The organism is Sinorhizobium prairiense (assembly GCF_029201645.2).
In the GTDB taxonomy this organism is placed as follows: domain Bacteria; phylum Pseudomonadota; class Alphaproteobacteria; order Rhizobiales; family Rhizobiaceae; genus Sinorhizobium; species Sinorhizobium meliloti_A.
The window spans coordinates 754,681-768,228 of the sequence record NZ_CP104131.1 but is presented as its reverse complement, the minus strand read 5'-3'; the positions used below and the strand labels follow the sequence as shown (position 1 = coordinate 768,228).

Annotated in this window: 11 protein-coding genes and 1 pseudogene; 2 read left to right on the top strand and 10 right to left on the bottom strand. The window is 63.2% G+C overall.

All coding sequences use genetic code 11. The features are described 5' to 3' along the window. Positions 1–2 precede the first annotated feature (2 nt). The 10 genes and pseudogenes from N0Q91_RS06315 to N0Q91_RS06270 form a co-directional block, all read right to left on the bottom strand. Positions 3–671, bottom strand: coding sequence for a class II aldolase/adducin family protein (locus N0Q91_RS06315; RefSeq protein WP_275597617.1), 669 nt, complete (start codon positions 669–671; stop codon positions 3–5). 9 nt (positions 672–680) lie between these two features. After that, entirely contained in the window at positions 681–1,718 is a 1,038-nt protein-coding gene (locus tag N0Q91_RS06310) for a 2-hydroxyacid dehydrogenase (RefSeq protein ID WP_275597616.1), read from the bottom strand. Next, positions 1,715–3,292 (bottom strand): FGGY-family carbohydrate kinase, encoded by a 1,578-nt coding sequence (locus N0Q91_RS06305; RefSeq protein ID WP_275597615.1) that lies wholly within the window; start codon positions 3,290–3,292, stop codon positions 1,715–1,717. Before N0Q91_RS06305 ends, N0Q91_RS06310 begins: the two co-directional genes overlap by 4 nt. Further along, positions 3,292–4,416, bottom strand: coding sequence for an ABC transporter ATP-binding protein (locus N0Q91_RS06300; RefSeq protein ID WP_127711264.1), 1,125 nt, complete (start codon positions 4,414–4,416; stop codon positions 3,292–3,294). Before N0Q91_RS06300 ends, N0Q91_RS06305 begins: the two co-directional genes overlap by 1 nt. Then, entirely contained in the window at positions 4,413–5,531 is a 1,119-nt protein-coding gene (locus N0Q91_RS06295) for an ABC transporter ATP-binding protein (protein ID WP_018095515.1), read from the bottom strand. Before N0Q91_RS06295 ends, N0Q91_RS06300 begins: the two co-directional genes overlap by 4 nt. Before the next feature lie 4 nt (positions 5,532–5,535). Beyond that, entirely contained in the window at positions 5,536–6,393 is an 858-nt protein-coding gene (locus N0Q91_RS06290) for a carbohydrate ABC transporter permease (protein WP_275597614.1), read from the bottom strand. Positions 6,394–6,404: 11 nt separating this feature from the next. Next, positions 6,405–7,328: a carbohydrate ABC transporter permease gene (locus tag N0Q91_RS06285; protein ID WP_018095517.1), complete on the bottom strand. Its 924-nt coding sequence runs from the start codon at positions 7,326–7,328 to the stop codon at positions 6,405–6,407. A gap of 188 nt (positions 7,329–7,516) precedes the next feature. Further along, positions 7,517–8,961, bottom strand: a pseudogene (locus N0Q91_RS06280) (ABC transporter substrate-binding protein). Between the two features lie 115 nt (positions 8,962–9,076). After that, positions 9,077–10,036, bottom strand: a complete 960-nt coding sequence (locus N0Q91_RS06275; RefSeq protein WP_100671974.1) for a sugar-binding transcriptional regulator — start codon at positions 10,034–10,036, stop codon at positions 9,077–9,079. Positions 10,037–10,244: 208 nt separating this feature from the next. Next, the gene (locus N0Q91_RS06270; protein WP_275597613.1) at positions 10,245–11,048 is read right to left on the bottom strand and encodes a helix-turn-helix transcriptional regulator; all 804 of its coding nucleotides are present in this window, start codon (positions 11,046–11,048) and stop codon (positions 10,245–10,247) included. A gap of 183 nt (positions 11,049–11,231) precedes the next feature. Here N0Q91_RS06270 and N0Q91_RS06265 point away from each other — a divergent pair, with 183 nt between their 5' ends. Beyond that, positions 11,232–12,311 carry an ABC transporter ATP-binding protein gene (locus N0Q91_RS06265; RefSeq protein ID WP_275597612.1) on the top strand — a complete coding sequence of 360 codons (1,080 nt, stop codon included), beginning with the start codon at positions 11,232–11,234 and terminating at the stop codon, positions 12,309–12,311. A 51-nt stretch (positions 12,312–12,362) separates the two neighbouring features. Next, positions 12,363–13,526, top strand: coding sequence for a polyamine ABC transporter substrate-binding protein (locus N0Q91_RS06260; RefSeq protein ID WP_275597611.1), 1,164 nt, complete (start codon positions 12,363–12,365; stop codon positions 13,524–13,526). The last annotated feature ends 22 nt before the right edge of the window (positions 13,527–13,548 follow it).

The following is a 13,548-nucleotide window of genomic DNA, read 5'->3' as shown; positions in this document are numbered from 1 at the left end:
GGTCAGGCGGCCTCGCCGTTGGGTTTGTCCTGATGGCCGTAAGTGGCAAATCCCTCGATGACGCCGGCGATTTCCTCCTCAGGCAGGACCACCGGGCCGCCGATCAGGAGCGCGTGGTAATATTGCTTGGCGATCGTCTCGAGCTCGACCGCCGCCCACATCGCCTTTTCCAGGCTCGAACCGGTCGCGATCATGCCGTGATTGGCCATGAGGCAGGCGGAACGCCCCTCCATCGCCTTCAGCACGTTCTCCGACAGCGCCTTCGTGCCGTAGCGGGCGTAATCGGCGACGCGCACGTCGGAACCGCCGAAGGCGGCGATCATGTAGTGGCAGGCGGGAATCGGCTTGCCCGCGATCGCGAGGATCGTCGAGAAGGTCGCGTGGGTATGAACGACGGCGCCGACATCCGGCCGCGCCCGCAGAATGTCGAGGTGGAAGGGCCATTCGACCGACGGCCTCTTGGGGCCTGCCCAGGCGCCATACTCGCCGTCGATCGGCATGGCGACGATCATGTCAGGCGTCATCTCGGCATAGGGGATCGCAGACGGGGTGATCAGCATCGTGCCGTCATGGCGCAGGCTGATATTGCCCGAAGTGCCCTGGTTGAGGCCGATCGCATTCATGTGGCGGCAATGGTCGATGATCGACTGGCGCAGTTGAAGTTCGTTCATCGTCCCACCTCAGCACGGATTGACCGGCGGCAGGCCGGCGATGTAGCGGCGCACTTCCTCGGCAGCCATTTCGGCCGCATAGGTCACGGTGCGTACCGACGCGCCCGCGATATGCGGCGTCAGCGTCACATTGGGAAGATTCAACAGCGGCCAGCCTTCCGGAACGGGCTCGACGGCAAAGGTCTCCAGCATCGCGCTTGCGAGATGGCCGCTGAGGAGATTCTCATAAAGCGCGTCATAGTCGCAGAGCGGTCCGCGGGCCGTGTTCACGAAGATCGCCCCCGGCTTCATCTTCGCGAAGGTTTCCGCATTCATCATGTTCTTCGTCTCTTCGCTGACGCGCGGATGCAGCGTCACCAGGTCGGCGCGGGCAAGCAGTTCGTCGAGCGAGACGTGCTCGACGCCGGCATTCCTGTCTTCGGCGCTGAGCTGAACATAGGGATCGTGGACGAGCACCTTGGTGCCGAAAGCACGAAGCAGGCGGACCACCTTGGTGCCGATATTGCCGTAGCCGATGACGCCGACCGTCATTTCGGAAAGCTCGCGGCCGGTGCGGTCGGCACGGTAGAGATCGCCCCGCCATTCGCTCCGCCTCAGCGCTTCGTGCCCCACGCGGATAAGGCGCGTCTCCGCGAGGATGGCGCCGATCGTGAATTCGGCGACGGCACTCGCATTGCGGCCGGGCGTGTTGACGACGAGGACGCCCGCCTCGCGAGCGGCTTTCATGTCGATATTGACCGGACCGCCGCGCGACACGGCGACGAGCTTCAATCCCGGCAGGTCAGCCAGCATCGTTCGCGACAGCGGCGCAAGCTGCGTCACGAGGATTTCGGCATCGCCGACGAAGTCGACGATTTCGCCGGGCTTGCCGAGATATTCCTTGAGGCCGTCCATGCCCTCCACGGCATAGCCGTGCTCCATCGGCACGTCCGGCCAGGGCAGTTCGAGCATGCTGATCTCATGCCCGTCGCCGCATGCCTCGACGATCTTGTCGCGAAAAACATCCGGCAGCATGAACCGGTCGCCGATAATGGCTATCTTCTTCATTGCGGTCTTTCCTGTTGGTTTCCCGTTCCGGCTGCGTGGGAGAGCGCATGCCAGACGGGTTGAAGCGCAAGGCGCGACTGCTTGTAGGCGGGGAAAAGCGCGTCATAGCGGCGCGCAAGCTCTTCATCCGCGGGTTCCGCCGGCCGATGGTGGGGCCGCACCCATTCGCGGACGCAGTCGGCCATCGAGGGATAAATGCCGAGAGAGACGGCGGCGATCATCGCCGCACCAGCGGCACCCGCCTCCTCGCGTTCGCTCGTCTGGATGCTGGCGCCGAGAGCCCCGCCGAGAATGCGGCGCAGCGAGGCGCTGCGCGCAGCGCCGCCCGACAGACGAACGCAGGCCGGCAGCGGCCCCATCGCGGCGTAACAATCCCGCGAGGCAAAGGCGAGACCGTCGAAGACCGCACGCACCATGTCGCCGAAGCCGTGATTGATCGAAAGCCCGACGAAGGAGGCGCGGGCCGAAGCATCGACAAAGGGGCCGCGCTCACCGGCCTCCGAAATGTAGGGCTGGAAGAGAAGCGGAGTCTCGTTCGCCTCGGAAAGCCAGCCATCCACATGGGTGAGCAGATCGTTCTTCGATTTCTCGATCCCCATGCCCTTGAGGAGACCTCCCGCAAACTGCAGGATCCAGTCGATATTGAGCGTCGCAGCCATATTCGACTGCATCTGCGCATAGGTGCCCGGAATCGGCATGCACATGGTGTAGCCGGTGTGATCCTGGTTGAGCCGAACATCGTCGGCGCCGGCGGCCAGACGCATGTGCATGCCTGTCGAGCCTATGATCGAGCAGCCCGTGTCGGTTCCGGGATCGTAGAGGCCAGCGCCGAGCGCCGTGCAGACGACGTCGACATAGCCAAGCACCACCGGCGTCCCCGCCGGCAGGCCCGTGGCGGCTGCGGCGGCAGCCGAGAGAGGGTGATGCGTGCTCGCCCCGTCGACGATTTCCGGCAGCAGGTGTTTGAGTTCGTTGAGACCGAGAAAGTCGATCACGTCGTCGGAATACTGGCGCTTGCGGAAATCGCCGAAGGTGAAATTCGCTTCCGAGGGATCGGTCGCGCGCCTGTCCGTGAGATTGAAATAGAGCCAGTCCTTGCAATGGAATGCGGTCGCAGCACCTTTCAGCATCTCCGGTGCATGATCCTTCATCCAGCGCAACTGTGGGCCCTGCTGGCAGGCGGCAAGTCCGGAGCCGGTGCGCGAGAAACGCTCCGCATCGCCGCTTTCGGCCCGCAGGCGTTCGACGATTGCGCTCGCGCGCGCATCAAGCCAGAGCCAGCCCTTGCCCACCGGCTCGCCCTCTCTGTCGATCATCCAGGTGCCGTCCCCCTGACCGGTCACCGCGATGGCGGCAACACGGCCAGGGAGGTTCTCGATCCTGGCCGAGAGCTCGACCAGTGTTTTGACCGTGTCCGTCCAGGTACGCCGCAACTCCTGAACGCTGCCGGTGCGGCCCACCGCCTCATAGCTGTTCGGAACCGCCGTCATCGCCAGCTGCCGGCCGCCGAGATCGAAGGCGACGGACTTGATGACGGACGTTCCGGCATCGATGCCGATGAGGATGTCGCGCATCAGGCGAGCTCCTCGCCGTGCGAAATCGCCATACCGCTCTCGCTGTCGAAGACGTGCAGGCTTGCAGGGTCGAGCCGGATGCCGATCGGCTGACCGATCTCCAGGCTGGTACGGTCGTGTTCGACGAGCACCATGGTGCCGCCGGCGAAATCGGCCGCGATATGGGTCTGGTCGCCGAGCCATTGATTGACGGCAACACGCCCCGTCACCCCGTCTGCACTGCGCCGGACGGAATAGGGCCGGATGCCGAGAACCACATTCTGGCGCTTCATCAGCGCATTGCGAACGGCATGGGAGAAATCGGCGGCCTGGTATTCGAGCCGGACCCCGTCCTTGAGGCCGAAGGTCACGCGGGCGTCCGTGCCGCTGACGCTTGCCTCGAAGACGTTCATCGGCGGCTCGCCGACGAAGGTTCCGGTGAAGAGATTCGCCGGCCGCTCCTTGATCTTCTGCGGCGTATCGAACTGCTGCAGCACGCCGCCTTCCATGACGGCGATCCGGTCGGCGAGCGCGTTCGCTTCGGTCTGATCGTGGGTGACGAGAATGGCGGTGAGCCCGCGTTCCTTGATGTAGTGCTTGATACGGCCGCGCAGCACGGCGCGCAATTGCGGCTCGAGCTGGCCCATCGGTTCGTCGAGGAGATGCAGGTCGGCGTCGCGGATAAGCGCGCGTCCGAGGGACGCCCTCTGCTGCTGACCGCCGGAAATCGAACTCGGATAACGGCCGAGAATATCCTCGATCTCGAGCAGTTTGGCGATGCTCGCTACCTTCTCTTCGACGACGCTTTGAGAGAGCTTCGACGCCTTGAGCGCAAAAGCTATGTTTTCGCGTACCGTCAGCGGCGGATAGAGCGAATAGCCTTCGAAGGCCATGGCGACGTTGCGGCGGACCGGCGCAAGCATATGCACCTGCCGGCCGGCGACCGAAATCGTGCCGCGCGATACCGGTTCGAAGCCGGCGATCATGCGAAGGGTAGAGGTCTTGCCGCAGCCGGAGGAGCCCAGAAGCGCGATGATCTCACCCTTCTTCACCTCCATGTTCAGCTGCTTCACGGCGTGAACGCCGTAGTCGACCGGGCCATAGAACTTGTCGACATTGTCGATCAAAAGAGCGGTAGCGTTCATGCCGCTTCTCCATCGCGCTTGGATGCCAGTTCGGAAGGAAGGATGCGCTGGCCCGTCGCCTTGTCGAACAGAAAGGCCGCCCGACCGTCGACTGCGATATGCGCCGGTCCGGCGACCGGGCCGGGGGTACCGGCAGGACGGGACACCAAGATCTCGCGGCCGCGGGCGGTCAGCGCCAGCGTCACGGTCTTCTCGTTGAGCGGCGTTTCCGCCTCGACCGTCACGGGGATCGCGCCCTGCGCGGCGGCTTCGGTAAAAGCGATCGTCTCCGGGCGCAGGCCGAGAACGCATTGCTTTTCGACAATTTGCGCGCCGAAGCCCGGTAGGCGCAGCCGCATGTCGGAGAGTTCGACGAACGCGCCGTCCGGTCCGCGCTGCGGCACGACATCGAGCAGGTTGATGGTCGGATCGCCGAAGAGCCGGGCGATCTCTATATCGGCGGGCGCGTTGTAGATTTCCGCCGGCGTGCCGATCTGGCGGATACGCCCATGCGCCATGACCGCGATGCGGTCGCCGAGCGCCATTGCCTCCTTGTAGTCCTGCGTGACGTAGATGACCGTTGCCCCTTGAGCGGCGAGCAGGCGCGGCAGTTCCAACCTCATTTCGAAGCGCAGCTTCGCGTCGACGTTGCGAAGCGGATCGTCGAGAAGCAGCAGCGGCGGCGAGCCCACGAGGGCGCGGGCAAGTGCCGTGCGCTGCTTCTGGCCGTTGGAGAGCGCCTTCGGATGATGGCTCAGCACATGATCGATCTTCAGGAGCTTTGCGACCTTGTGCACGCCGGCGGCGATCGTGTCCCGGGACGATTTCCGCGAGGTCAGCGCGCTGGCGATGTTGTCGAAGGCGCTCATATGCGGGAACAGTGCAAAGTTCTGGAACGCCATGCCGAGCCCGCGATGCTCCGCGTCCACGTCGGTCATGTCTTCGCCGCCGATCAGGACCCGACCACCATCCGGTTCGATGACACCGGCGATCAGCCGGAGCAGAACGGTCTTGCCGGAACCGGACGGGCCGAAGAGCACCAGTCGCTCGCCATTGGCCACGTCGAGCGAGAGATCGTCCAGAACCGCCTGGCTCTTGTAGCGCTTGACGATGTTTTTCAGTTGCAGTGTTGTCATTCGATTATCCCTTCACCGCGCCGAGCGACAGGCCTTCGACGAGGTAGCGCTGGGCGTAGAGTGCGAGTGCGAGCGTCGGCGTGATCGAGAGCACGATCGCGGCGGCGATCTGGCCGTACTGGATGCCCGAGGCCGTGACGAAAGCCAGCGCGCCGACTGTCACCGGCTGCTTGTCCGCGGACGCCAGCACCAGGGCGAACACGAAATTGTTCCACGCGAAGATGAAGGCGAGCAGACCGGCCGCTGCGATCCCGGGACCTGCCAGCGGCAGGGCGATCTTGCGGAACGTCGAGAACCAGGAGTGGCCGGCGATGCGATAGGCATGTTCGACATCGGCCGAGATGTCCTCGAAGTAGCCGCGCACGATCCAGAGGATGAGCGGCAGGCAGATCAGCTGGTAGATCCAGATGAGACCGAAATAGGTGTTCGAGAGGCCGAGCCACTGAAAATACTGCGTCAGGGGCAGCAGCACGAGCAGCGGCGGAGCAAAGCGGAAGGAGAGCAGCGTGAAGGCGATGTCCTCCGACCCTCTGAACTTGTGCCGCGCGAAGGCATAGGCCGCCGGCACGCCGAGGACCAGCGCCAGAGCTACGGAAGCGACCGACAGCAGAACCGAATTGCCGAGATTGCGCATGAAGGCGATATCGAGCGTGCCGGAAGCCGTCTGGAGTTTGCCGGTGATCAGCGCCGCATAATTCTCGAGCGTCGGCGTGAAGACCACCGATGGGGGTATTCGGAGGATCGTCTCGTTCGTCTGGAACGACATGAGGAAGATCCAGACGATCGGAAACATGAAGAAGACGACGACCAGGGTGAGCGCGACGCCGCGCAGGAGCCTTTCGACCGGAGAGGTGGTTTCCATTTTCGGCCTCCTTACGCTTCGCCGCGGGCGCGTTCGCGCAGCCGGAGCCAGTTCTTGATGAAGATGTTCGACAGGGCGTAGGTGATCGCCCACAGGATGATCAGCAGCGCCGCTGAACGCCCGACATTGGTGGACTGGAAGAAGTTGAGGTAGGCCTCGACCTGGAAGACCGTCAGAGTGTCCCCGGGTCCGCCCTGCGTCATCGCGTAGATGATGTCGAACTGCTGGATCGAATCGAGCAGCCGGAAGAGCGTCGCCGTCAGAATATAGGGCGTCAGCATCGGCAAGGTGATGCGGAAGAAGACGAAACTGCGCGGCACGCCGTCGAGCGCCGCCGCTTCGAAAGGCTGCGTCGGCAGCGAGCGGAGGCCCGCGAGCAGCAGGATCATGATGAAGGGCGTATAGACCCAGATGTCGACCAGCACGACGGTCAGCAGAGCCGTGTCCGGCGACGAGGCCCAGCGGAAATTCTCAAGGCCTACGAGGCTTGCGAGATAGCTCAGGATTCCGAAGCCGGGATTGGTCATCAGCTTCCACATCAGCGCGGCGAGCGCCGGGGCCGTCATCAGCGGCAGGAGCAGCATGATCGAGATAAAGTTGTTGACCGTGGAGCGGCGCTGCAGGAGCAGCGCGATGCCGAGACCGAGCAGCAGCTCCAGGGTCACGGTGACGCCGGCATAGAGCAGCGAGATCTTCAGCGTGTTCCAGAAACCCGGATCGGTGAAGAAGTTCAGATAGTTCTCACCCCAGTTGAACTGGCGTGCCCAGGGCTGGCTAAGCCGGTAGCGCTGGAAGGAATAGATCACCGCCGTGAAGAACGGGATCAGGATACCGATGCACACGAGAAGCGCCGGCAGGGAGAGCACATAGGGCAAGGCCCTCTTGCTGATTCCGAACCTGCTGCCCCTTGGGCTGGAGTGCGTTACTGAAGCCATGGCCAGCTCCGTCTAAATGCCTGTGTCTATGACATAAGGGGTCGGCCGCGGCCGGCGCAGCCAGACCCCCTCTTCCATTTGCTTTTCGTGCCGAAACGGCGGCCCTCCGGCGGCGGGCTGGCCTGGAGCGGGATGGATGCGAACGTTCGATGATGTCCGCCCGCCTCCGCTCCAAGCCGGAGGTGCGATCAGCCGAGCCCGGCTTCCGCGAGCTGCCGGTCGATGCTCTCGACAAGCCTGTCGAGACCCTCGTCGACGGGCACTTCCTTCGCCACCATCTTCTGCAGCGTCGCCGCCCATTCGGTGGTGAGGTCGAAGAAAAGCGGCTGGGGGGTGAAGTGGATCTTCGCGCCCGGCGCCGAAACGTCGTGCATCTCCACATAACCGGGATAGCTCTTGTTCAACCGCTCGCGGAAGATCTCGTCCTTCCAGACCGATGCCCGGACCGGGTTGACGAAGTCCATCTTGGTCGCGCCGAAGATCGCGTGCTCGAGACCGGATGCCCATTGCAGGAAGTACCAGGTCGCATCCTTGTCCTTCGCGAAGTTGGACATGGCCAGCGACCAGATCCAGATGTTCGGCGTCGGAGCCTTTGCTTCCGGGTTGGCGGCAAACGGCGCGTAGGCGAGCTTGCCGGCCATCTTGTTATCGCCGCCATTCATGAAGTAGCCGAGAATGTCGGCGTCGTAGATCATGGCGGAGGCGCCGGCGCCGAGGTCCGTGCCGACCTGGTACCAGGTATAGGTCGACCAGTCCTTCGGGCCGCTCTCCTGGATCATCTGCACCCATTTTGCGTGGAAGGCCTTGGATTCAGGCGTATTCATCGCGGCCGAAAGCTTGCCGTCCTCCGAAACGTTCAGATCCTTCTGGCCGAAATTGGCGTAGCCGGAAAGGAAGCCCGGATGGATGGTCGCCCAGGAACGGGACCCGCGCACGCCGATGCCGTAGACGCCGCCGCCCACGTCCTTGTTGAGCTTTGCCGCGGTAGCGACGAGTTCATCGAGGTTCTTCGGAACGCTTGCGCCGACCTTTTCGAACATCTCCTGATTATAGGAGAGGTTGTTCTGCTCGTAGCCCCACGGAATGCACCATTGCTTGGCATCTTCCGAACCGAGCGCACCCCCGGCTGGCCGTTCCATGCGCAGGAAGCCTTGACGCCCGGCAGGAAGTCGTCCCAGCCATATTGCGGATTTGTCTTCGCCGGATCCTTGATCCACTCGTTGAGGTCCGTGATCCAGCCGGCCGGACCGTAGGTCCAGGTCATGTAGGCGCCGGTCATGAAGGCGTCGTATTCCGACGAGCCGGAAGAGAGCGCCGCCGTCACCTTGTCGAAATAGACGTCCTCCGGGAAGACGTCATAGGTCACTTCGATGCCGGTCAGGTCCTTGAACGCCTGAAGATTGGCGATCATCGCATCCGCATAAGGATGCTTGTTCAGGAGCAGCTTCAGCGACTTGCCGGAATGTGCCTTCCAGTCGAAGTCGGCGGCAAGCGCCTGGGTCGACATCATGTTGAACAGGGTGCCGGCGGTGCCCGCCGTCAGGCCTGCCGCGCCAAGGCCCTTCAACAGGCCGCGACGGTCCACCTCTCCGCGCAGGAATGCGCCAATGAGGTCTTTCTCCTTGTCGTACATCTGTTTTCTCCTCCACTACGGGTAAAACTGCTCGACTGAGCTGCCGGCTACCCAACCGGTATTGCCTCCCTGGACCGCAGCGCCGATTTTCGTCGCTCCTCGGTCCCGTGTTTTCTCAAGCGGCGAGCGTCTGCGCAGTGCGCTCGTCGGTGATGAGTCCGCTCAGGAACCCGCTCTCCAGGACCGCGCGAATCGGGCGCGTCTTGACCCTGCCCCCGGCAATCGCCACGGTGCGGCGGTTCTTCAGGTCCTGCCGGCCAAGCGTGAAGGTGCGGTTCGAAAGCGCGGTCTCTATCGGCCTGCCCTTCTCGTCGAAGAAGTGACCGAGCAGCTCGCCCACGCCGCCGGCTTTCTGGATCTCCGCTATTTCACGCATCTCGATCATCCCGGTCGCCACAAGCGATGCCTCGCGCTCGGCCGTGCCGATTCCGACCATCAGAAGGTCGGCCGACTTCGCGAGATCGAAGACCTCCCGCACGCCGCGCTGGCTGAAAAGGACATCGCGATCCTCGACCGTATTGGCGAAGAACGGCACCGGCATCACATAGGCTTCGGCGCCCGTGCGCTCTGCCAGGCGGTGGATAACGTCATGCGGATTGGCGGAGAATTTTCGCGTGAGCCCGCCGAGCAGAGAAACGAAGCGGGTGTTGTTGCTCGCCGTGCGCGGCATGTACTCGATGCTGGCTGCGAGCGTGCGTCCGTGGCCGACGCCGATCAGCGCCGTCTCTCCGCGCTCGATCTCGCGTCTGAGAAACTGCGCCCCGGAGATGCCGAGCGCCTTCAGCGGCAGGTCGTCGCTGTCGAAGTCCGGGACCACCTCGCAATAGTCCAGGCCGTAACGGCTGGAAAGCTTCTGCTCCAGCTCGACGCATTCGGAGACGTCCCCGTCGATATAGACTTTCACCAACCCTTCCTGGTTGGCCTTCATGATCAGCCGGTGTGCTTTGAGCGACGTGAGCCCCAGGCGCTTGGCGACCTCGGCCTGGGTCAGCCCGCCGGCGTAATGCAGCCAGGCGGCGCGGGTCGCCATGCTCGCCTCGTCCTCGCGGACAGCCATTCCACCGATGCTCGCCATATCCTCCCACCCGATGCTGCGCTGCATGATAAATTTTGCAGCGCATGATATTTTTATCTCGATATGAAATAATTTTCACGGGTTGAAAAAATTGTCAAGTCTCAGTTGGTCGCATGCCGAAAAAACGCGGGCACATCGGCGATGCGTCCCGCGGAGTTTTCGAAAGCCGACGGCGTCAGGTGATCGGCAGAAGCGGAAGCCCGCCTCTCTAATGGCCGAGATTCTTGATGTAGAGAGACAGGAGCTGGGTTTGCGAGGAAATGCCGAGCTTCCGATAGACGTTGCGGCGGTGGACTTTGACCGTGCCCGTCGAAATGCCGAGCTTCAATCCGATCGATTCGGAAGAATGGCCCTGGAGCACGAGTTCGATGATCGCCGCTTCCCGCTCGGTAAGATTGAGGTGCCGCCAGACCCCGTCAGCCGGAGGATGTGCCGCCTTCCGGCGGCCCCGGCCCTTTTTCGCGAGCGCCATATCGAAGCGACGGTCGAGTTCCGCCCAATGATGGCGCACGAGGGCCGCCACCAGCAGCTCCGCCTTCTTCAGCAAAGCGAATTCCGTCGCGCTGAAGACCCCCGTCGCCTCCCGCCGCATCAAGGAGAGGACGACGGTGACCTGTTCGCTGACCGGCACGAAGAAGCCGACCTCCTCGGCAAGCCCCGTCTGGACGTAGTAGGTCCGGTAGTACTCGCTCGAGAAAAAGCGGTCGGGCGCCAGTTCGCGCATGCGCCACACGCCGGGCTTGGGGGCACGAGCGGCGTGATAGAACGGATCGAGCAGATAAGGTCCAGCCTGATAGAGGCTCACGAAGAGCACGTGATCCTCGGCGTCGAACGTACTGTAAAGGTCGAGCGGCCGTTCTTTTCCCCGATAGGCGAAGACGACGACGTAATCGAACGTCATCAGGGTGGACATCAGTCCCCGGAATGTGCAGCCGACAGCCTCGTCTTCCATCGGGGCGCCGTTCACCAGCGGCGCCATCGCCTGAAAAAGTCTGTCGAGGTCGATGCCCAAACGGTTCTCCCGGGTCGCTCCGCCGCTCTGGGGTATACTCCTCCCACAGGGCGTTTTGGGTTGAAATACCTCTCTTGGGGTATATACCGGCCCGGGCGCTTTTGACTAGGCTATCCGATAATGACGGTGGAAGCGGCGGTGCAGAACCGCGAGCAATTCCAAGAACGACCGCAGGGAACAGACGTGACATCCGCTTCGACGAACGACATCGAATTCCGTTCGGTCGCCAAACGCTATGGCAGCGTGACGGCCGTATCGGACATCAACCTGACGGTGCCGAAGGGCGCCTTCGTTGCGCTGCTCGGCCCATCCGGCTGCGGCAAGACCACATGCCTGCGCATGATCGGGGGCTTCGAGCAGCCGAGCGAAGGCATGGTCTATATCGGCGGCCAGCCAATGAACGGCGTGCCTGCCTATCGCCGGCCGGTCAACATGGTGTTCCAGCAATATGCGCTTTTCCCGCATCTCGATGTGGAGCAGAACGTCGCCTATGGCTTGAGGCAAATGCGTCCCCGCATCCCGGCCGCCGAGATCACCCGGCGTGCTCAGGAGGCGCTGGAGATGGTCCGCCTCGGCGGCTTCGGCAAGCGCCGGATCCACGAAATGTCCGGCGGACAGCAGCAGCGCGTGGCGCTCGCCCGCGCCATCGTCAACAAGCCGAAGGTGCTGCTCCTCGACGAGCCGCTCGCAGCGCTCGATAAGAAGCTGCGCACCGCCATGCAGATCGAACTGCAGAGCCTGCAGCGCGAGCTCGGCATCACCTTCGTGCTCGTCGCGCACGATCAGGAAGAGGCGCTCTCGATGAGCGACTTCGTCTGCGTCATGAGCACCGGCCGCATCGTGCAGATCGGACCGCCGCAGGAGATCTACGACCGCCCGGCAAGTCTCTTCGTCGCCGATTTCGTCGGCAAGGCCAACCGCATCGCCGGGTCGATCGAACCCGGCGCCGGCGCGGTCCTCCTCGCCAATGGCGTCGGACTTGCCAAGCCCGCCCGCGCCAACGGCACGGCAGGCCCGGTCATGGTTGCGCTGCGCCCGGAGGCGATAAGCCTGGTGCGTGACGGCAGCGCTGCGCTGCGCGGCACGGTGACCCACCGTATCTTCCTGGGCTCGTCCGTCGAATATTCGGTCGAGGTCGAGGGCCTCGGCGATTTTCTCGTTACCGCAGACCGCCGCAGCCTGAACGACAGCGATCTCGCCGAGCCCGGCGAAAGGATCGGGCTAAGCTTCGACCCGAATGCAATGCATGTCTTTCCGGCCTGAAGGGCCCGATCTGCCGCAATCAATTGACGTCAACGATAAGGGAACAGCATCATGACCAAGTGGTACAGAGAGAATGCCCCGATCACCGCGGACAAGCTTGCCGACGAGCTGATGCGCCTGAAGCGCGGCTCCGTTTCGCGCCGTCACTTCCTCGGCGTCACCGGCCTCGGCCTCGCGACGGCCGTATTGGCGCGCCAGCCCGGCCTCTTCAACTCCGCCGCTTACGCCGCCGGCGACCTCGGCACGCAGATGTCGATCGCCACCTGGCCGAACTATCACGACCCCGCCACCTTCGAAGCCTTTACCGCTGCGACCGGCGTTGCGGTCGAAGTCAACGTCTTCGGTTCCAACGAGGAAATGCTGGCGAAGCTGCAGGCGGGCGGCACCGGCTGGGACCTCTTCGTCCCCACGAACTACACGATCTCGACCTATGTGAAGCTCGGCCTGATCGACGAGCTCGATCTTTCCAAGCTGCCCAACTACGACGCCTCTACGGAAAATGAGCGCTTCACCAATGAAGGCATCGTCGACGGAAAGACCTATGCCGTGCCGAAGAACTGGGGAACCACCGGGATCGCGGTGAATTCCGACAAGATCAAGGCGCCGGTTGCGAGCTGGAAGGACTTCTTCGAGGTCGCGATGACGGAAGCCGACGGCCGCGCCATGGTGCACGACTATCAGCTCACCACCATCGGCAACGCGCTGGTCTCGCTCGGCTTTTCCTTCAATTCGGTCAAGCCCGAAGAGCTCGCCAAGGCCGAAGAGTTGCTGATCAAGGTCAAGCCGCATCTCTATGCCATCAACAGCGACTATCAGCCCTCGATGCGCGCGACCGATGCGTGGATGACCATGTGCTGGACCAATGACGGGGCCCAACTCAATCGCGACATGCCGGAGATCAAGTTCGTGCTCGGCAAGGACGGCGGCGAGATCTGGTCGGACTTCTATGCGATCCCGAAGAGTGCAGCGAACAAGCCCGCGGGCTACGCGTTGCTCGATTTCCTGATGACCCCGGAAAATGCCGTTAAAGAACACATCGCCAACGGCGCGCCTACGACCGACAGCCGCGTCATGAAGCTGCTCCCGGCCGATGTCACCTCGAACAAGATCGTCTATCCGGACGAAGCGGCCCTCACCCCGCTCGAATTCGGCGCTGCGGTGACGCTGACGGATCCCGGCCGCGCCGAGCTGATGGCGCGCTTCAAATCGGCTTGAACATACGGGCAAGATGCCCCTC